The 19,495-nt window shown below is 65.0% G+C and carries 13 protein-coding genes; 6 read left to right on the top strand and 7 right to left on the bottom strand.

The annotated features are described in order from the left end of the window. Nucleotides 1-316: 316 nt before the first annotated feature. Nucleotides 317-6,205: an excinuclease ABC subunit UvrA gene (gene uvrA, locus ACZ9H4_RS10760; protein ID WP_476119006.1), complete on the top strand. Its 5,889-nt coding sequence runs from the start codon at nucleotides 317-319 to the stop codon at nucleotides 6,203-6,205. Between the two features lie 43 nt (nucleotides 6,206-6,248). Here the strand turns inward: uvrA and ACZ9H4_RS10755 are convergent, their stop codons facing one another. Further along, nucleotides 6,249-6,566: a DUF4148 domain-containing protein gene (locus ACZ9H4_RS10755; protein ID WP_476119005.1), complete on the bottom strand. Its 318-nt coding sequence runs from the start codon at nucleotides 6,564-6,566 to the stop codon at nucleotides 6,249-6,251. A 356-nt stretch (nucleotides 6,567-6,922) separates the two neighbouring features. On the opposite strand from ACZ9H4_RS10755, the gene ACZ9H4_RS10750 reads away from it, so the two are divergent. The 3 genes from ACZ9H4_RS10750 to ACZ9H4_RS10740 are packed head-to-tail and all read left to right on the top strand — an operon-like array spanning nucleotide 6,923 to nucleotide 9,760. Beyond that, nucleotides 6,923-7,600 (top strand): response regulator transcription factor, encoded by a 678-nt coding sequence (locus ACZ9H4_RS10750; RefSeq protein ID WP_408156662.1) that lies wholly within the window; start codon nucleotides 6,923-6,925, stop codon nucleotides 7,598-7,600. Nucleotides 7,601-7,613: 13 nt separating this feature from the next. Next, entirely contained in the window at nucleotides 7,614-9,011 is a 1,398-nt protein-coding gene (locus ACZ9H4_RS10745) for a sensor histidine kinase (RefSeq protein WP_476119004.1), read from the top strand. 35 nt (nucleotides 9,012-9,046) lie between these two features. Next, nucleotides 9,047-9,760: a response regulator transcription factor gene (locus ACZ9H4_RS10740; RefSeq protein WP_408145229.1), complete on the top strand. Its 714-nt coding sequence runs from the start codon at nucleotides 9,047-9,049 to the stop codon at nucleotides 9,758-9,760. A 26-nt stretch (nucleotides 9,761-9,786) separates the two neighbouring features. Here the strand turns inward: ACZ9H4_RS10740 and ACZ9H4_RS10735 are convergent, their stop codons facing one another. Beyond that, complete coding sequence (locus ACZ9H4_RS10735; RefSeq protein WP_408145231.1) at nucleotides 9,787-9,978, bottom strand: hypothetical protein; 192 nt, start codon at nucleotides 9,976-9,978, stop codon at nucleotides 9,787-9,789. A gap of 69 nt (nucleotides 9,979-10,047) precedes the next feature. On the opposite strand from ACZ9H4_RS10735, the gene ACZ9H4_RS10730 reads away from it, so the two are divergent. Beyond that, entirely contained in the window at nucleotides 10,048-11,145 is a 1,098-nt protein-coding gene (locus ACZ9H4_RS10730) for a porin (protein ID WP_476119039.1), read from the top strand. Between the two features lie 55 nt (nucleotides 11,146-11,200). Here ACZ9H4_RS10730 and ACZ9H4_RS10725 read toward each other — a convergent pair whose 3' ends face one another. Then, complete coding sequence (locus tag ACZ9H4_RS10725) at nucleotides 11,201-11,356, bottom strand: hypothetical protein (RefSeq protein WP_408145233.1); 156 nt, start codon at nucleotides 11,354-11,356, stop codon at nucleotides 11,201-11,203. 248 nt (nucleotides 11,357-11,604) lie between these two features. Then, nucleotides 11,605-11,880, bottom strand: coding sequence for a DUF4148 domain-containing protein (locus ACZ9H4_RS10720; RefSeq protein WP_408156655.1), 276 nt, complete (start codon nucleotides 11,878-11,880; stop codon nucleotides 11,605-11,607). A gap of 327 nt (nucleotides 11,881-12,207) precedes the next feature. On the opposite strand from ACZ9H4_RS10720, the gene ACZ9H4_RS10715 reads away from it, so the two are divergent. Continuing rightward, nucleotides 12,208-13,386: a porin gene (locus tag ACZ9H4_RS10715; RefSeq protein WP_476119003.1), complete on the top strand. Its 1,179-nt coding sequence runs from the start codon at nucleotides 12,208-12,210 to the stop codon at nucleotides 13,384-13,386. Between the two features lie 99 nt (nucleotides 13,387-13,485). Here the strand turns inward: ACZ9H4_RS10715 and ACZ9H4_RS10710 are convergent, their stop codons facing one another. Genes ACZ9H4_RS10710 through ACZ9H4_RS10700 form a run of 3 tightly spaced genes read right to left on the bottom strand, consistent with a single transcriptional unit; the run spans nucleotide 13,486 to nucleotide 19,418 of the window. Beyond that, the gene (locus tag ACZ9H4_RS10710; RefSeq protein WP_476119002.1) at nucleotides 13,486-14,970 is read right to left on the bottom strand and encodes an efflux transporter outer membrane subunit; all 1,485 of its coding nucleotides are present in this window, start codon (nucleotides 14,968-14,970) and stop codon (nucleotides 13,486-13,488) included. Next, nucleotides 14,963-16,186, bottom strand: a complete 1,224-nt coding sequence (locus ACZ9H4_RS10705) for an efflux RND transporter periplasmic adaptor subunit (protein ID WP_408156651.1) — start codon at nucleotides 16,184-16,186, stop codon at nucleotides 14,963-14,965. Before ACZ9H4_RS10705 ends, ACZ9H4_RS10710 begins: the two co-directional genes overlap by 8 nt. Then, nucleotides 16,176-19,418: an efflux RND transporter permease subunit gene (locus ACZ9H4_RS10700; RefSeq protein WP_476119001.1), complete on the bottom strand. Its 3,243-nt coding sequence runs from the start codon at nucleotides 19,416-19,418 to the stop codon at nucleotides 16,176-16,178. The genes ACZ9H4_RS10705 and ACZ9H4_RS10700 overlap by 11 nt, the downstream gene beginning before the upstream one ends. Nucleotides 19,419-19,495 lie beyond the last annotated feature (77 nt).

Raw genomic sequence — 19,495 nt, 5'->3', positions numbered from 1 at the left:
GACCCCCGGATTGCCGCCCCTCGCGGCCCTCGAATCTTCCTGCCCAGATCGGCACAACGCTTGCTGACGGGTCCGGCAGCGCGCGTGCTTCGCCGCTCCTCAAGCCAGGACGCGGTTCGACAGCGCATCCTGCGCGCGTCATGGAAAACTGTATAGATATACAGTATAGTATCCCGCTGCAACCTGAGGGCTTCAATGCGCGCGCGGCGCTCGTCGCGTGTGCGTGCCGCCGTTCCCGGCTGCACCGAACTTGCGCGGTCGCGAGGCGTCCGTGAGAGGTGGCCCACTCATTCAGACATTCAGACGGTCGGAAAAATTGTCATCTAACGGCACTATCAAGATTCGCGGCGCGCGCCAGCACAACCTCAAGAACGTCGACCTCGACGTGCGAACCGGCGAAATGACGGTCGTCACCGGGCCGTCGGGCTCCGGCAAGTCGAGTCTCGTGTTCGACACGCTGTATGCGGAAGGCCAGCGCCGCTACGTCGAAACCTTCAGCGCGTATGCCCGGCAGTTTCTGGATCGCATGGACCGGCCGCAAGTCGACCGGGTGGACGGCGTGCCGCCCGCCATCGCGATCGACCAGACCAACCCGGTGCGCAGTTCGCGCTCCACCGTCGGCACCATGACGGAACTCAACGACCACCTGAAGCTGCTCTACGCGCGCGCGGCCGAACTGTTCGACCGCCAGACCGCGCAGCAGGTGCGTCACGACACGCCCGAAACGATCTACGCCGAGCTGCTCGAGCGCACCGCGCAGAACGAGCCGCGGCTGGTCGTCACGTTCCCGGTCGAATTGCCGGACTCGGCCTCCGAGCAGGAAGTGGAGCAGTGGCTGTCGGCGAGCGGCTACACGCGCGTGCAGGCGCAGCGCGAAGTCGATTCGCCCACCGGCAAGCGCAAGCTGCTTGACGTGGTGGCCGACCGTTTCCGGCTGCGTTCGGTCGATAAACAACGGGTGGTCGAGTCGATCGAGGCGTCGCTCAAGCGCGGCGGCGGGCGCGTCAATATCTACGTGCTGCCCGCTGCGTCGGAGGGGCCGGTAAGTCAGGAAGCCGAACCGCAAATCTGGCGTTTCTCCACCGGTTTGCACAGCCCGGAAAGCGATCTGCGCTACGCCGACCCGCAACCCGCGCTGTTCTCGTTCAACTCGGCCTATGGCGCGTGCGAAGTCTGCCGCGGTTTCGGCCGCGTGATCGGCGTCGACCTGGGCCTCGTGATTCCCGATGCGCGCAAGACGCTGCGCGAGGGCGCGATCAAGCCGATGCAAACGCCCGCCTGGAAGGAGTGCCAGGACGACCTGATGCGCTACGCGGCGAAGGCCGACATCCGCCGCGGCACGCCGTGGGGTGAACTGACCGACGCCGAGCGCGACTGGGTCATCAACGGTTCGCCGGACTGGAACGGCAAGTGGCAGAGCCATTGGTACGGCGTCAAACGCTTTTTCGAGTACCTCGAATCCAAAGCGTACAAGATGCATATTCGCGTGCTGCTGTCGAAGTACCGCAGCTATACGCCGTGCGAAACCTGCGGCGGCGCGCGTCTGAAAACGGAATCGCTGCTGTGGCGCCTGGGCAGCAAGGCGAATGCGGACGACGTGCTCCCGCCCGCTAAGCGCTTCATGCCGCGCGGCGTGCGGTGGACCCGCGCGCAGCTCGAAGCGCTGCCGGGTCTGACCGTGCACGACCTGATGCTGATGCCGATCGAGCGCATCCGCCGCTTCTTCGACGAGATCAGCCTGCCGAGCGCGTTGCTCGACGACGCGCTGAAACTGCTGCTCGCCGAAGTGCGCACGCGTCTCAAATATCTCTGCGACGTCGGGCTCGGTTATCTGACGCTCGACCGGCAAAGCCGCACGCTGTCGGGCGGCGAGGTGCAGCGGATCAACCTGACCACGGCGCTCGGCACGTCGCTCACCAAGACGCTGTTCGTGCTCGACGAGCCGAGCATCGGCTTGCATCCGCGCGACCTGAACCGGATTGTCGAGGCAATGCATCGGCTGCGTGACGCGGGCAACACGCTGGTGGTGGTCGAACACGACCCGTCGGTGATGCTCGCGGCGGATCGTCTGATCGACATGGGGCCCGGGCCGGGCGAGCGCGGCGGCTCGATCATTTTCGACGGCGCGCCCGAGGCGATCCGCTCGTCCGGCACGCTGACCGGCGAGTACCTCGGCGGCCGCCGCCATGTCGCCGACGCGGCGCACTGGTCGCAGCGCGCCGTCGATGCCGGCACGCCGCGCATCGTGCTCGAAGGCGCGACGCAACACAATCTGCGTGACGTGACGGTCGAGATTCCGCTGCAGCGGCTCGTCTGCGTGACGGGCGTGTCGGGCTCCGGCAAATCCACGCTGCTGCAGGACGTGCTCTATCCGGCGATGGCGCGGCACTTCGGGCTCGCCACGGAATCGCCGGGCGCGTTCAGAAGCCTCACCGGCGCCGATCAGGTCACGGACGTCGTGTTCGTCGACCAGTCGCCGATCGGCAAGACCGCGCGTTCGAATCCGGCCAGTTACGTCGGCGCGTTCGACGAAATCCGCAAGCTGTTCGCCAAGGCGCCGCTCGCGCAGCAACGCGGCTACGGCCCCGGCATGTTCAGCTTCAACTCGGGCGACGGCCGCTGCCCGACCTGCGGCGGCTCGGGGTTCGAGCACATCGAGATGCAGTTCCTGAGCGACGTGTATCTGCGTTGTCCGGATTGCGATGGCCGCCGTTATCGCGCGGAACTGCTCGAAGTGAAGATCGAGCGCGGCGAGCCGGCGCGCGCGCTGAGCATTGCCGACGTGCTGGAGCTGACGGTCAGCGAGGCTACAGCCTATTTCGCAAAGGATGCCGAAGTATTGCGCGTGCTGCAGCCCATCGTCGACGTCGGTCTGGAATACGTGAAGCTCGGCCAGCCGGTGCCCACGCTGTCCGGCGGCGAAGCGCAGCGTCTCAAGCTCGCGGGCTTTCTCGCGGAATCGGCGCAGGCGCGCGGTGCGCGCAGCGCGAAGCAGCCGGTCGCAAAGCGCCTCTTCATGTTCGACGAACCGACCACCGGCCTGCATTTCGACGACATCGCCAAGCTGATGCAGGCGTTCGGCAAGCTGCTCGCGAGCGGTCACTCGCTGATCGTGATCGAACACAATCTCGACGTGATTCGCGCGGCCGACTGGCTGATCGACCTCGGTCCCGAAGGCGGCGACGGCGGCGGCCGCGTGCTGTGCGCGGGCACGCCGGAAGACGTCAAGCAATGCGCGGAATCGCATACCGGCAAGGCGCTGCTGCAGTACGACCGCGCGATGGGCGCGGCGGCCGAACCGGCGTCGCAAGGCATTCCGCTGCAGAAGGCGCTGAGCGCGGCGCGCGCGCGCCGGGCGATCGAAGGCGAGGACGTGGTGCGCATCGTCAATGCGCGCGAGCACAACCTCAAAGCGCTCGACGTGGACATTCCGCACGGCAAGTTCAACGTGATTACCGGCGTGTCCGGTTCGGGCAAGTCCACGCTCGCGTTCGACATTCTGTTCCACGAAGGGCAGCGCCGCTATCTCGAATCGCTGAACGCGTACGCGCGCTCCATCGTGCAGCCGGCCGGGCGGCCCGAGGTCGACGCGGTGTACGGCATCCCGCCGACCGTCGCGATCGAGCAGCGCCTCTCGCGCGGCGGCCGCAAGAGCACGGTGGCGACCACGTCGGAGGTGTGGCACTTCCTGCGGCTGCTGTACGTGAAACTCGGTTTGCAGCACTGCATTCACGACGGTACGCCCGTCACGTCGCAAAGCGTCGAATCGATCGCGGCGCAATTGCTGCGCGATCACAAGGGGCAGCATGTCGGCTTCCTTGCGCCGCTCGTCGTGAACCGCAAGGGCGTCTATACGGACCTGGCGAAATGGGCAAAGGCGCGCGGCAATACGCATCTGCGTGTCGATGGCGAGTTCGTGCCGGTGGACCCGTGGCCGAAGCTCGATCGCTTCCGCGAACATACGATCGAATTGCCGGTCGCCGACCTCGTCGTGTCGGCGGACCATGAAGCCGAATTGCGCGAGGCGCTCGACCGGACGCTGGAAGTCGGCAAGGGCGTGATGCATCTGCTCGCGCCGCTCGACGGTCTGCACGACGCGATCAGCGGGGGCCATCCCACCGCGCCGCTCGGCACGGTGAAGGTGCTGTCCACGAAGCGCGCGTGTCCGGTGTGCGGCACCAGCTATCCCGAACTCGATCCGCGCATGTTCTCGTACAACAGCAAGCATGGCTGGTGCACGACCTGCGTCGGCACGGGCCTGTCGCTCACGCGTGAGCAACGCGCCGCGTACGACGACACGATCGTCGTCGACGACAATCGCGGCCGCGAGCAGAGCTTGCCGTCGGAGGAGCAGGAACCCGAAGGCCTCGTCGACGAACCGTGTCCGGATTGCTCGGGCACGCGTCTGAACCCGACCGCACGCGCGGTCACGTTCGACGCGCAGGCGATCGTCGACGTCGCGCAGTGGACCGTGTCCGACACGCGCGCGTGGATCGACAGCGTCGAGATGACCGGCCGCGACGCGGAAATCGCGCGCGACGTGATCAGCGAAATCGGCAGCCGTCTGCAGTTTCTGGAAGAGGTCGGGCTCGGCTATCTGAGCCTCGATCGGGCGGCGCCGAGTCTGTCGGGCGGCGAAGCGCAGCGCATCCGGCTCGCCGCGCAACTCGGCAGCAATCTGCAGGGCGTGTGCTACGTGCTCGACGAGCCCACCATCGGCCTGCATCCGCGCGACAACCAGATTTTGCTGAACGCGTTGCGCAAGCTCGGCGAGAAGGGCAATACGCTGGTGGTCGTCGAGCATGACGAGGACACGATCCGGCGCGCGGATCACATCATCGATATCGGGCCGGGGGCGGGCAAGCGCGGCGGTACGTTGATCGCGCAGGGCAGTGTGGCCGATCTGTCGGCGCAGCCCGATTCGCTCACCGGGCAGTTTCTCGCGAATCCGATCGTGCATCCGTTGCAGCCGCGCCGCGCGGTAGTCGCACCGGGCAAGCGCGCGGCCGCGGTGCCGGAGAACTGGCTGAGCGTGCATGGCGGCAAGCTGCACAACCTGCGCAATGTCACGGTGGGCATTCCGCTGTCGCGGCTGGTCGCGGTGACCGGTGTCAGCGGTTCCGGCAAGTCCACGCTCGCGCGCGACGTGCTGATGGCCAATCTGCTGGATGCGGTCGGGCGCTCGGTGCTGTCGTCGCCGGCCACGCGGCGTGCGCGCGCCGCGGCCGAGGAGAAGCCCGCCGCGAACCGGCGCTCCAGCGTGCTGGCGCGCTCGGCGCCGCGCGCGCCGCTGAACGTCACGCATGCGTGGCAAGGGTGCGATTCGATCACCGGCTGGGAGAGTATCGACCGCGTGCTCGAAGTCGATCAGACGCCGATCGGCAAGACGCCGCGTTCGTGTCCCGCCACTTACATCGGCGTGTGGGATGCGATCCGCAAGCTGTTCGCGGGCACGCTCGAAGCGCGCGCGCGCGGCTATACGGCCTCGCGCTTCTCGTTCAACACCGGTGACGGCCGTTGTCCGGCGTGCGAGGGGCAGGGCGTGCGCACGATCGGCATGAGCTTCCTGCCGGACGTGAAAGTGCCTTGCGATGTGTGCCACGGGCAGCGCTTCAATCCCGAGACGCTGGCGGTCACATGGCGCGGCAAGAACATCGGCGACGTGCTGACCATGGAAATCGACGAGGCTGTCGAGTTTTTCTCGTCCATCACGAACATCGGGCATCCGTTGCAATTGATGAAGGACGTCGGGCTCGGCTATCTCACCCTCGGCCAGCCGTCGCCCACGTTGTCGGGCGGCGAAGCGCAGCGGATCAAGCTCGTGACCGAATTGAGCAAGGTGCGCGACGACATCACACGGCGCGGTCAGAAACCGCCGCACACACTGTATGTGCTGGACGAGCCGACGGTCGGGCTGCATATGGCGGACGTCGCGAAGCTGATTCGCGTGCTGCATCGTCTCGCGGATGGCGGCCATAGCGTCGTCGTCATCGAGCACGATCTCGACGTGATTGCCGAGGCGGACTGGATCATCGATCTCGGTCCGGAGGGCGGCGTGGGCGGCGGGACGATTGTCGCGGCGACGGACCCCGAAGGTCTCGCGCGTGTCGCGGCCAGCCATACGGGTGCGGCGTTGCGGCCTGTGCTCGCGCGAACGCAGCAGGGGACGGCGGCCGTGGTGGCGGGCGAGGGGACGAACGGGTGAGGAAGCGAAGCGGCGCGAAACGTGTTTGCGCCGCTTCGCGGCATCAGTGCCCGGCGACACTCGCCGACACTTGCGGCGCGGCGCCTACGCAGTCCGCGCGATACTCCGCCTGCAATTTTTGCTCTGCCTGCTGCAGATCATCCGGATAGTCGTTGTCGTCGCCATTGCCGGGGCTGTAGCCAACCGCCTCAAGCTCGCCGAGTTCACGCATCAGCTGCTTATGCGTCACCTCGCCTTTTACCTGGGTGAACGGATAGTCATGGCACTGTTGCGGCGAGAGACCGGGCGCGGCCATCGCCGATGCGCTCCCGGTCAGCAGAAGCGTAGTGATCAAAGTTTTCGTTGCGAGCTTCATTTTCATACCATCCACGAGAAGGGTCGAGTCGGACCGCGAGTAAAGCAGCGGGATGACCGTAGGCTAGTGGAGGCGGTTTACCGAAGCGGCGTCGGCAGAATGAAATTTGTTTTAGCGTCGTTCGCGCATGCTTTTGACGATCTCGCCGCCAACTTAAAATTTTCTTCATGAAACGGATACGCAGCCGCTAGCAGCGCTCGCGTAGCCTGCACGCAGGCACCGGGGCGAAGCGTCGACAGCCGTCGAACCGCACGCCTGTGCACTGAACGCGCAAGCCGAATATGGCATCATGTCCTTCTACTGATAACCGGTCGCGCCCGCCTCTTGCATCGGTAGAGCTGGCGGTGGCGCATGCAATGATCATGTCGCGTGTATTGACGATCGAAGACGATGAAATTACCGCGAATGAAATTGTCGGTGAGCTGAAAAGCCGCGGCTTCACTGTGGATTGGGTGGCCAACGGTCGCGACGGCATGGCGCGCGCGATCAGCGAAGACTACGACGTGATCACGCTCGACCGCATGCTGCCTGGTCTCGACGGCCTCACGATTCTCACCACCATGCGCAGCATCGGCATTCAGACGCCGGTGCTGATGTTGAGCGCGCTCGGCGATGTCGACGAACGCGTGCGCGGCCTGCGCGCCGGCGGCGACGACTATCTGACCAAGCCGTTCGATCCCGAAGAAATGACCGCCCGGCTCGAAGTGCTGCTGCGGCGCAATCAGACGCCGGCCGCCCAACTCGACACGCATTTGCGGGTCGGCCCGCTCGAACTCGATCTGATTTCACGCAAGGTGCAGCGCGACGGCGAGGAAATCGCGCTGTTGCCTACCGAGTATCGCGTGCTCGAATTCATGATGCGTCATGCGGGGCAGACCATCACGCGCACGATGCTGTTCGAGGCGGTGTGGGGTTATCACTTCGATCCCGGTACGAACCTCATCGACGTGCACATGGGCCGGCTGCGCAAAAAGATCGACCCGCCCGGCGTGGAGCCGATGATCCAGACCGTACGGGGTTCGGGTTACATCCTCGCATGAGCGAGCCATCCTGATGGACACAACCTTTCCCGCTCAATCTGCGCTCGCGCGGCGCTGGCATTCGACCACCTTCCGTCTGCTCGCGATCTACGCGGTCATCTTTTCGCTCTCCGTGATGCTGCTGCTCGGCTTCATCGGCTGGGCGGTGACCGGCGACATGGAGCGCGAGACCGACGTGGTGATGGACTGGCAACTGATCTACTTCGATTCGCTGCCCGATTCGGAACTCGCGACGGCGATTTACCGGCGCATCGAGCACGAGCACATGCATACCAACTACTACGGCCTGTTTGCGGCGGACGGCCGTCAGCTGGCCGGCGACGTGCTCGTGCTTCCGCAGCAACTGCCGACCGACCGCACCGGCAAGACACTCGATCTCGCCCTGTCGATGGACCGCGACGAACAGGCGCCGGTGGTCCGCGCCATGGCCGAGCGGCGCCAGGACGGCTCGACGCTCGTGGTCGCGCGCGATCTCACGCATATCCTGCGGATTCGCGAGACCATCATCAGGGCGCTGGTGGGCGGCGGCATACTCTGTCTGCTCGCCGGCACGGCTGGCGGCCTCGCGCTGAGCGTGCGGCAGATGCGTCGCCTCAAAGCGATCCGGCGCGTCACGCAGCGCATCGCGCAGGGTGATCTTGCCCAACGTCTGCCGATTGGCGGACGCGATGAAGTGGATATGCTCGCGCATCTCGTCAACCATATGCTCGCCGAGGTCGAGCGTCTGATGAACGAGGTGAAGGGCGCGTGCGACGGCATCGCGCACGATCTGCGCACGCCGCTCGCGCATGTGCGCACCTTGCTCGCGCACGCGGCGGAGCGCACCGCCGCGCTCGACGACGCCGAGCTATCGGACTTGATGGAGCGCGCGCGCACCGAGACCGACGCGCTGCTCAACCGCTTTCGCGCGATGCTGCGCATCTCCGAGATCGGCACCTTGCAGCGGCGCGGCGGATTCAGCGAGATGCAGTTGCAGATCTTGGTCGAGGAAGTCGGCGAGCTTTACGAGCCGCTCGCCGAGATCCGTTCGATCCGGTTCTCGGTGTATACGCAGCCAGTCGATACGATTCACGGCGACCGCGCCTTGCTCTTCGAAGCGCTGAGCAACCTCGTGGACAATGCGATCAAGTTCACCCCCGAAGGCGGCGAGGTACGGATGGAATTGCGCCAGACTCTCGCGGGGCCGCAAGTGGACATTGTCGACAACGGCCCCGGCATTGCCGCCGACGAGCGCGACGCCGTGCTGCAGCGGTTCTATCGTGGCGATAGCACGCGGCATCTCGCCGGCTCCGGACTGGGCCTGAGCATCGTGTCCGCGGTGATGCGCGTGCACGACTTCTCGATGAAGATCGGCAATGCGCAACCGGGCGCGCGCATCTCCATCGAATGCTGGTCGAGGACGCTCGCGTGAGCTTCGTTTCTTTTTCCGTTCTGGCAAGGTGTTGAATGCGCGTGCTGTTCGTGGGGCCTTCTCATCCTGAAGCCGCGTGGCTGTTCAAGGCGCTTCAGGAGAGTGCTCATAGTTTGCAGCGGGCCGACGATCTGCGCGACGGCGTTTTCCTCGCGACGCAGGAGCCCTTTGATGCGATCGTGTTGATGGTGCTCGACGTTGCGCTCTATCCGGCGTTTCAGGCGATGCTCGCGGAATTCACGCTGGCCGCAAGCGGCGCGGCGATCGTTGCCGTGCTGGGTGCCGCCACCGCCCAGGATCGCACGAGAGCGTTGCGGGCGGGGGCGGATGCCTGCTTCTGCCAGCCCTATTCGTTCATAGAAATGCATGAACGTTTGCAGGCGTTGCAGCGCACAGGCGGGACGCGCTCGGCGGCGGCCGTTTTCTCTTCAACCGCCACTTTTTCTGCCGCGATAGCGTTCAACGCGCCGTCTCTCGATGTCGCGACCCGGGAACTGGTTTGCGGCATGCGCCGGGTGGCGGTGACACGCCGCGAATTTCTTCTGCTCGAATGCCTGTTGAGACAGTTGAATGCGCCGGTCGCACGCGATCAGCTGATTCGCTACGCGTGGCCAGAAAAAGACGATGTCGATCCGTCCAGCGTCAATCTGGTTGTCTCCCGGTTGAGAAGAAAGCTGGTCGCTGACGTGCCGCAAGTGAAGATCGAGACGGTGAGCCGGTTCGGCTACCAGGTCTCGGTTTCTTCCTGATGCTCTCTGCCTGCGCAGTCATTTTTTCAACTCTTCAAGCCCGCGTCTGCTGCAAGTGATGCGGGTTTTTTGTTGTCCGCTTCTTCGCGGCAATTCAGAGCATTGACTCGCATCGAGTCAATGAACGGTTCATGAAAATCCAACGTATTGATTGAAAGACTGTCTTGCAAAGGCGGTGCTTTCTGGCCTCGATATATTCGTTGCGTGGTGACAGGCATTGCGGTGTCTCCATGGCCTTCAGGCATCCTCAATTAAACAAAAGGATATTCATGAATCAGAAGATGAAGCTGACGCATCTGGTCGGCGCGCTCCTATGTGCCGGTATGGCATCCGTTGCGCACGCGCAAAGCAGCGTCACGCTCTACGGTGTGCTCGATACGGGGATCGATTTCGCCAGCAATGTCGACGGCAGCCATCTCTATCAGATGGCCAGCGGCGTGAGCGCGGGAAGTCGTTGGGGGCTCAGGGGCAAGGAAGATCTCGGCGGCGGTCTCGCCGCGATCTTCGACCTCGAAAGCGGCTTCAATTCGAGCAACGGCGGTCTGGGCAGCGGCCTTGCGTTTTCGCGCAACGCCTATGTGGGAATCGCCAGTCAGCCGATGGGCACGGTGACACTCGGGCGGCAGTGGGACCCGGTCGTCGACCTGATCGAGCCGTTCTCGCTGAACGACAGTTACGGTGGCTGGTATTTTTCGCACCCCAACGATATGGATAACCTCGATAACGGCTTTGCGATCAGCAATGCGGTGAAGTACACGAGTCCCAACATCGGCGGCTTCACGGGTGAGGCGCTCTATTCGTTCGGCGGGCAGGCCGGACAGTTCTCGAACAACGCGGCCTATAGCGCGGCGGCATCGTATTCGAACGGGCCGTTCTCGATTGGCGCGGGCTATTTGCGCGTCAACGATCCGCAGGAGTCGATCCAGAGCTATCAGAACGGCTCGGGCTTCACCAATGCGGTGTACGGCAACTATCTGGCAAACGCGCGCAGCCAGAACACCTTTGCCGCGGGTGCTTCCTGGTCGCTTGGCAAGTTCAAGGTGATGGGCAACTTCACCAACGTCAATTTCCAGCAGGGCGATGACGGTCAGGACGTCAAGTTCCAGAACTACGAAATCGCGGGCACGTTTCAGGCGACGAGTCAGCTGAATCTCGCGGCGGGCTATACCTATACGGACGGCCGCAATCATGCGACCGGCCAGGAGCCGAAGTATCAGCAGCTCAATCTGAGCGCGGAGTACGAGGTGTCGAAGCGCACCGCGGTGTATGCGCTGGCCGTGCTGCAAAGAGCGAGTGGCGGCGCGCTCGCGCAGATCGCCGGCTTCGATCCTTCATCCGATGGCGAGCAGGTTGTCGGCCGGGTCGGCATTCGACATTCGTTCTGACGCATCGGCTCCAGACGGAAAAGCGCGTTGCCCGACGGGCTACGCGCTCATTGCCTCAGGAGCCGAAATAGACATTGCAGTAGCTGGGTGGGCCGACACAGCTGTCGGCGCTGTTCGATGTCGTCGTTGCGCAGCCGGATAACAGCAGTCCGGCGGCAATGGCGGCGACGGCGAAACGGGCGGAGCGGTTGAGGGCGGTGCGGAGGGTCATCGCAGAGTGATCGATAGTGTCGTGGGAAAAACCGCGGTGCGGGGCGTGCGGCGAGGGAAGGGGATGCATTCGTCGCCTTCGACGAGCGCCGCTAACCAGGGGCGGCAAGCAAAGGAGCGCGGTTCAACGCGCCGCACGCCAACGGCGCCGCGACGGCTGCGACGGCCGCAAGGGCCGCAGCCGCGACGCCGGATGCGAGCGGCAGTGCGACGCTCGCACGCATCGGCAGGTGCTTCGGAATGCGCCACTCAATGCGCGTAAAGCGTCGAGTTGAGATACGCGAGCTGACCGTCCTTCTCCGCGTGCACCAGTTCCTGGTAGACCTGCGCGCGCGTTTTCTCTCCGGTCGCCTGGCCGTATGGCGACACCCACGAGCCGGCGGCATTGACCGCGGACATGGAGTTCGAGGCGACCTGCATCGACGGCGCCGCGTTCTGTTGCGTGGGCGCCGTGGACGTCTGGGCGAAAGCGGAAGCCGTTGCGGTGGCGCCGATCAAGGCGATGGCAAGCGTCAGGGATTTCATGTTCGTCATCCTTATCAATCAATTTGGGTGAGGCCGATGCGCGAACCGCAATGCATTCGCGGACCGGCTGATGAACAGGATAGTCAGTGGGCGTTAGCGGATCGGCGATGTATGCATGAAAAGATATTTATCCATCGATGCAGCGTTTTTACGGGGCGCACAGGCGTTCATCGCACGCATGTCGTGAAGATAAAAAACGTTTCATGAAGCGGCCTGTTTTGATCATGGGTGTGTCACCGCGTCTATCTACATTGCGGCTACCCGCACGGTGTGCGGGATCGGTCCGTGAATGCGCGGGCCGGCGCTTTCTCTTACCCGGAATCAAACATGAAAAAAGCAATGGCAACCACGCTCGTCGCGCTGGCCGGCACGTTCGGCACAGCGGCGTACGCACAAAGCAGCGTCACGTTGTACGGCACGCTCGACACCGGTCTCGACTACATCAGCAATCAGAAGACGGCCTCGGGCGGCAAAAGCAACTGGATGCTGGCAAGCGGCAACCTCAGCACCAACCGCTGGGGCTTGCGCGGCAACGAGGATCTCGGCGGTGGCCTGAGCGCGGTGTTCGACCTGGAGAACGGCTTCAATCTCGACAACGGCAAGTTCTCCAATGGCGGCGACGAATTCGGCCGGCAGGCATGGGTGGGTCTCGCGAGCAGGCAAGGGGGCACGGTGACGCTGGGACGGCAGTACGATTTCCTCGTGGATTTCGTCGCACCGTTGTCGGCGACCGGCTCGGGCTTCGGCGGCAACCTCGCCGATCATCCGTTCGACAACGACAACCTCAACAACGATCTGCGCCTGAACAACGCGCTGAAATTCCGCAGTGCGACCTACGACGGTCTGACGTTCGGCGGTGCGTATGCGTTCAGCAACGCGGCGGGCGGCTTCAGCAACAACAGCGCATACAGCCTCGGCGCGCAATGGGCCGGCGGTCCGTTCAACCTGGCCGTCGCGTATCTGCAGGTGAATCGCCCGGGCGGCGTCGATCAACCCGCGAACACGGGCGGCGCCGTGAGCAGCAGCGACGGCGATGCGACGTTCACCGCCGCGCGGCAGCGCATTCTCGGCGCGGCGGGGCGCTATACGTACGGCGCGGCGACGGTGGGCGTGGTGTTCACGCGCACGATCCTCAACGAGCCCGACCAGATCATGCAAGGCGGCTCGTATTCGACGCTCGGCGGCGATCTGCTGACCTTCAACAACTACGAACTCAATGCGCGCTATGCGCTGACGCCAGCCCTCACGCTGGGCGGTTCATACACGTTCACCGACGGGTATTTCAGCGACGACGGCCGGAGCATCGCGCCGAAATGGAATCAGTTCATGCTGCAGGCGGATTACGCGTTATCGCGCCGCACCGATCTGTATCTGCAAGGTGTGTATCAAAACGTGTCGGGCGCGGACGGCATCGCGGTGCTCGGTAACGCGTCGATCTATTCGCTGACGGCGTCGTCGAACAACCGGCAGGCTGTCGTCGCGGTAGGCGTGCGGCATCGGTTCTGAGCGGGGGGCATGAAGACGTAGTCGCCGGTAATGGGCCGGCGACTTCTCACGAGCAAACGTTTATCGTCGAAAAGCGCCGCTTCCCGAACGGGGTGCCCCTCAACCGTGGGACGCGACGACGCGCGGCTGCACGGACGACGCTTGCGCGGCCTGCACCTCAGGCGCGGCCGTGGCGCCGCTCGCCGACCATCCGCCGCCCAGTGCCTCGATCAACCCCACCGAAGCCAGCAGACGCCGCGTATTGAGGTTCAGCGCGGCAATCTGCGTGTCGAGCTCGGTGGTCTGCGCGGTGACCACGTCCAGATAACTCACCACGCCGTCGCGATAGCGCGACATCGACAGCGTCAGCGTGCGTTGCGCGGCGTTCAGCGCTTCGTCCTGCCGCGTGGCTTCGTCGCCGAGATGATGCAGTTGCGCGAGATTGTCCTCGACCTGCTGGAACGCGAGCAGCACGGCCGCTTTGTACTTCGCGCCGTTCTCCGCGAGCATCGCGCGCGCGTGCTGCGTCAGCGCGGCGCGGCGGCCGCCGTCGAACAGCGTGAACACGAGACTCGGCCCGACCGACCACATTTCGTTCGGCGCCATCAGCCACGGCGACAGCGTGTCGCTTTGATAGCCGCCGTCGAGGCCGAGCGAGACGTCCGGGAAGAACGCCGCCCTGGCGACGCCGATCTGCGCGTTCGCCCGCGCGACGCGGCGCTCGGCGGCGGCGATGTCCGGGCGCCGTTGCAGCAGTGCGGCCGGAACGCCGGTGGGAATCGACGGCAAATAGGCTGCATCGGTCGCGGCGCCGAGCGAGAAGTCCGATGCGGGCGTGCCGGTCAGGCTGGCGATCGCGTGTTCGTAGAGCGCGCGGCGCGCGGCGATATCGTCGGCGGAAGCGCGCGCGATGTCGAGTTGTGTCTGGGCGCGCGACACGTCGAGCTCCGAGGCGATGCCGCCGGCGTGGCGGCTCAGCGTGAGCGTGAGCGCGCGCCGATAGGTGTCGATCGTGTCGTCGAGCAGTTGCTGTTGTGCGTCGAGCCCGCGCAGATTGAAGTAGGCATCGGCGAGGCTTGCCTGCAAACTCAGCCGCACGGATGCGAGATCGGCTTCGCTCGCCTGCACCGCCGCGCGGCCCGCGGACACCTCGTTGCGGACCTTGCCCCACAGGTCGAGATCGTAGCTGATGCCGACGTCGACCGTATTCGCGCCGTACACGGAGGGTTGATCCGTGCCGCGCAGCGGCCGGTTGTCCGATTGCCGCTGGCGCTCCGCCGATGCTTGCGCGCCGATCGTCGGGAACAGGCCCGAGCGCGCTTGCGCCAGATCGGCACTGGCCTCGTCATGGCGTGCGACCGCGGCAGCCACGTCCGGATTGGCCGCCGCCACCTGCGCTTCGAGGCGCGCCAGCACGGGATCGCGATACACGCTCCACCATGCGTCGCGCGGGACGCGGTCGGCCGGACGCGCGAGCTGCCACGCGCCGCCTTCCTTGAACATGGTGGGCAGGGGGGTGACGGGCGCGTGATAGGGCGGCGCGAACGAACAGCCGCTCAGCAACGCGGCCGCCACGAGAGTAATGCACAGACGCCGTTTATCCATGTGCGCTCTCCGCCGCGCGCCGTTCCACCAAAGCAGCGCCGTTCGCCTCACGAGTGACAGGAGGCTTGCCTTGCAGCCGCACCTGATCGCCGGAAGCGAGCGAGTCGGGCGGATTGTCGATCACGCGGTCCGTCGCGTTCAAACCCGAGGCGATCTCGACATGCGTGCCGAGATCGGTCGCGATCGACACCGGCTTGAGCACCGCGCGGTTGTCGTGACCGACCACGGCGACCTGCAGGCCGTTCTGCCGGAAGATCAGCGAGCTTGCCGGAATCGACAGCGCATGCGCGTTGCCTGGCAGCGCGAAGTGCACCTCGGTGTATTCGCCGGGAATCAGCAGGCCGTCGTGATTGTCGACCACGAGTTGAACCAGCAGCGTGCCGGAGGATGGCGTGATCGCATCGTCGGTATCGACGAGCCGGGCGTCGAACTTCATGCCCGGCCGCTCGGGCACGGTGAGCGTCGCGACCATGCCTGGCTGGATGGCGGCCGCTTCGTCCTGCGGCACGCTCACGTAGACGCGCAGCCGGTGCGCATCGGACACCGAGAACAGTTCCGGGCCATTGCCGCCGCCCGCGTTGATCAGCGCGCCGATGTCGGTGGTGCGCGCGGTGACCACGCCATCGAACGGCGCGGTGATGCGCTTGAACGACTCGAGCGCTTCGAGCCGCCGCACGTTGGCCTGGTTCGCCGCGACCGTGGCCTGTTTCGCGACGAGGTCGCTGGTCTTTTCGTCGGCGTCCTGCTGCGAGACGGAATCCTGCTGCAGCATCTGGGTCCAGCGGCGCGCCGTGGAGGCCGCGAGTTTCTCGTTGGCCTGCGAGTTCTGCAGATCCGCGCGCGCCTGCTGCAATTGCTGATCGAGGTCCGGCGTGTCGATCACGCCGAGCAGCTGTCCGGCCTTGACCTGCGTGCCGATGTCCGCGTACCACGCATGCAGATAACCCGACACGCGCGCGTAGATCGGCGCGTTGACGAAGGCCGACAGATGGCCCGGCAGCACCAGCGCCTGCGTGGCGGAGTCGTGTTTCGGCGTGTAGGCGACCACCGTGGGCATCGCCTGCTGGGCGGACCACGTGGTCAGTTCCTGCTTCGCCTGCACGCGGCTGACGATGCCGCTCGTGACGACGCCGGCCGCCGCGAGCAGCGCGGCGAGCCCGATGAGCTTCAGATGGCGCAGCCGCTTCGGCGAATTGATCTCGATCTCAGTGGACATGTTGGACTCCGGGTTCGGATGAGGAATGGTCGTCGGAAGGCGCATGCGCGGTGTCGCGCCGGTGCACGATGCTGAACACGACGGGCACGAACAGCAAGGTCGCGAAGGTCGCGCAAATCAGCCCGCCGATCACGGCGCGGCCGAGCGGCGCGTTCTGTTCGCCGCCGTCGCCGAGGCCGAGCGCCATCGGCGCCATGCCGATGATCATCGCGAGCGCCGTCATCAGCACCGGACGAAAGCGCGTGAAGCCGGCTTCCATCGCGGCGACCAGCGCATTGCCGGTCATGGCGAGCCGTTCGCGCGCGAAGCTCACCACCAGAATGCTGTTGGCGGTCGCCACGCCCATGCAGAGAATCGCGCCGGTCAATGCGGGCACCGAAAGCGGCGTATGCGTGGTGAACAGCATCCACACGATGCCGGCCAACGCCGCCGGCAACGCGGTGACGATCACGAACGCATCGCTCCACGAATGGAAGTTCACGACGATCAGCAGATAGATCAGCGCAATCGCGCCGACGAGACCGAGCGATAGTCCGAGGAACGCGCTGTTCATGGTCTGCACCTGGCCGCGCAACGTGACGATCGAACCCTTCGGCGCGTCTTTCGCGGTGGCCCGCACGATGTGCTGGATTTGCGCCGCCACCGCGCCGAGATCCTGGCCCTGGGTCGTCGCGAACACGTCGTAGAGTGGCTCGATGTTGTAGTGCGAGACCACCGCATTGCCCACGCCGCGCGTGATCGTCGCAATGCCGCCGAGTAGCTGCGCGTCACCGCTCTTGCCGGTCACGGGCAGGTTGTTCAGATTCGACAGCGACGTCATCCGGTATTGCGGCGTCTGCGCGACGATCGGATACGACACGCCGTTCTGCGGATTGAGCCAGTAGGTGGGCGACACCTGGCTCGTGCCGGACAGGCTCGCCACCACGGAGTTCGTGACGTCCTGCTCGGTGATGCCGAGCTGATCGGCGCGCGAGCGGTCCACCGACACGGTGAATTGCGGGTAGGTCGCGGCCTGCTGCATGCGCGTGTCGGCAATGCCGGGGATCATGCGCATGCGTCGCATCAGTTCGTTCGCGTAGCGATGATTGGCCGCCTGGTTCGGGCCGGCCACCTGCAGATCGATCGGCGCGGGTGCGCCGAAATTGAGGATCTGGCTGACGATATCGGCGGGCAGGAATGCGAACGTGGTGCCGGGAAATTCGCGCGGCAGGCTTGCGCGCAACGTGCGCACGAAGTCCGCGGTCGGCTGGTGCTTTTCGTTCAGCGAGATCAGGATATCGCCGTCTTGCGGACCGATCGTGCCGCTGTTGTTGTACGTCAGGTTGATCCCGCTATTGGGCAGGCCGATGTTGTCGACGATGCTGCGCAACTGATCCGGCGGAATGGCACGGCGCACTGCGTTCTCGATCAGATCGAATTGCGCGGCGGTATCTTCGATGCGCGTGCCGATCGGCGCACGCACGTGAAGCGCGATTTCACCGGAGTCGATGTCCGGAAAGAAATTGCGGCCGAGCCACGGCGCGAGCAGGAACGACGCGCCGACCACGATCAGGAAACCCGCCACGAAGCGCTTGCGATGCGTGAGCGCGAGGCCGAGCACGATCCGGTACACGCCGCGCACGCGCTCGAAGCGCTGCTCGAAAGCGCGCTGGAAACGCACCAGCGGATTGCGCGACGGCGCCGCGTGCGCGTGGTCGCCATGCGGGTCCATCACCGCGGCCAGCTCGCCGGATGCATGGCCGCCGGACGCGTGCGGGCGCAACAGGTATTGCGCGAGCATCGGCACGAAGGTGCGCGACAGGATGAACGACGCGATCATTGCGAAGATCACCGCTTCGGCCATCGGCACGAACAGGAAGCGTGCGATGCCGTCGAGCAGCAGCATCGGCACGAACACGATGCAGATACACAGCAGCGACACGAAGGCGGGCCCGACGATCTGCGCGGCGCCGTCGAGAATCGCGCGCTTCACGTCCTTGCCTTGTTCCAGATGCCAGTTGATGTTTTCGATCGTGACGGTGGCGTCGTCGACCAGAATCCCGACGGCCAGTGCGAGGCCGCCGAGCGTCATCACGTTGAGCGTTTCGCCCATCGCCGCGAGGCCGGCGATCGCGGCGAGCACGGCGAGCGGAATCGATGCCGCGATGATCAGCGTGGAGCGCCAGCTGCCGAGAAACAGCAGGATCATCAACGACGTGAGCGCCGCGGCGATGATGCCCTCGCGCGCGACACCGCTGACCGCGCCCTTCACGAAGGTCGATTGATCGCCCATCGTGACGAGCTTGAGCCCCGGCGGCAGCGTCGCTTCGATACGCGGCAGTTGCGCCTTGACGCCCGCGATGATGTCGAGCGTCGAGGCCGAACCGTTCTTCAGAATACTCATCAGCACCGCGCGATGACCGTCCACGCGCACCACGTTGCCTTGCGGCGGATAGCCGTCGCGCACGTGCGCGACGTCGCGGATATAGAGGGTCGCGCCGTCGATGGTCTTGATCGGCAGCGCGTTCAGTTCGTCGAGCGCGAGCGGGCTGTTGTTCAGTTTGATGTTGTATTCGAAGCGGCCGATCTTCTCGGTGCCCGCCGGAATGATCTGGTTCTGCTGCGCGAGCGCGGTGGCGACGTCGTTGGCGGAGAGCTTTTTGGCCTGCAACGCTTGCGGGTCGAGATCGATCTGCACTTCGCGCGTCTTGCCGCCGTACGGCGTCGGAATCGCGACGCCCGGCACGCTCAGCAATTGCGGACGAATGAAGTTGGTCGCGTAGTCGGCGAGCTTCTGTTCGTCGAGCGTGTTGCTTGTCAGGGCGAGTTGCAGCACCGGCACCGTCGACGCGTTGTAGTTCAGGATCTGCGGCGGCGTGGTGCCGGGTGGCATCTGTTTGAGCACCGTCTGCGAAACGGAGGTCACCTGCGCGGTGGCGGTGCGGATGTCCACGCTCGGTTGAAAGAAGATCTTGACGATGCCGTAGCCGCGAAACGATTGCGACTCGATATGCGCGACGTCGTTGACGGTCGTGCCGAGCGTGCGCTCATAGTAGGTGACGATGCGCCCGGACATATCGTCCGGTTGCAGGCCGGCGTAGTTCCACACCACGCTGATGACGGGAATGCGGATGTCGGGAAAGATATCCGTTGGCGTGCGCAATGCGGCAAGCGGGCCGATCAGCAGGATCAGCAACGCAAGCACGATGAACGTGTAGGGCCGGGTCAAAGCTAACCGGACTATTTTCAACATCGAAGGCTGCTCCGTTCAGAGGCGCGATTGAATCTGCGCTGGCGTGTGGTGAGCGGGATTCGCGCGGCGCGCTCCCG

Source organism: Paraburkholderia sp. TE9906 (assembly GCF_056279605.1).
The sequence above is the reverse complement of the archived record's forward strand: the minus strand, read 5'-3'. Positions and strand labels throughout refer to the sequence as shown.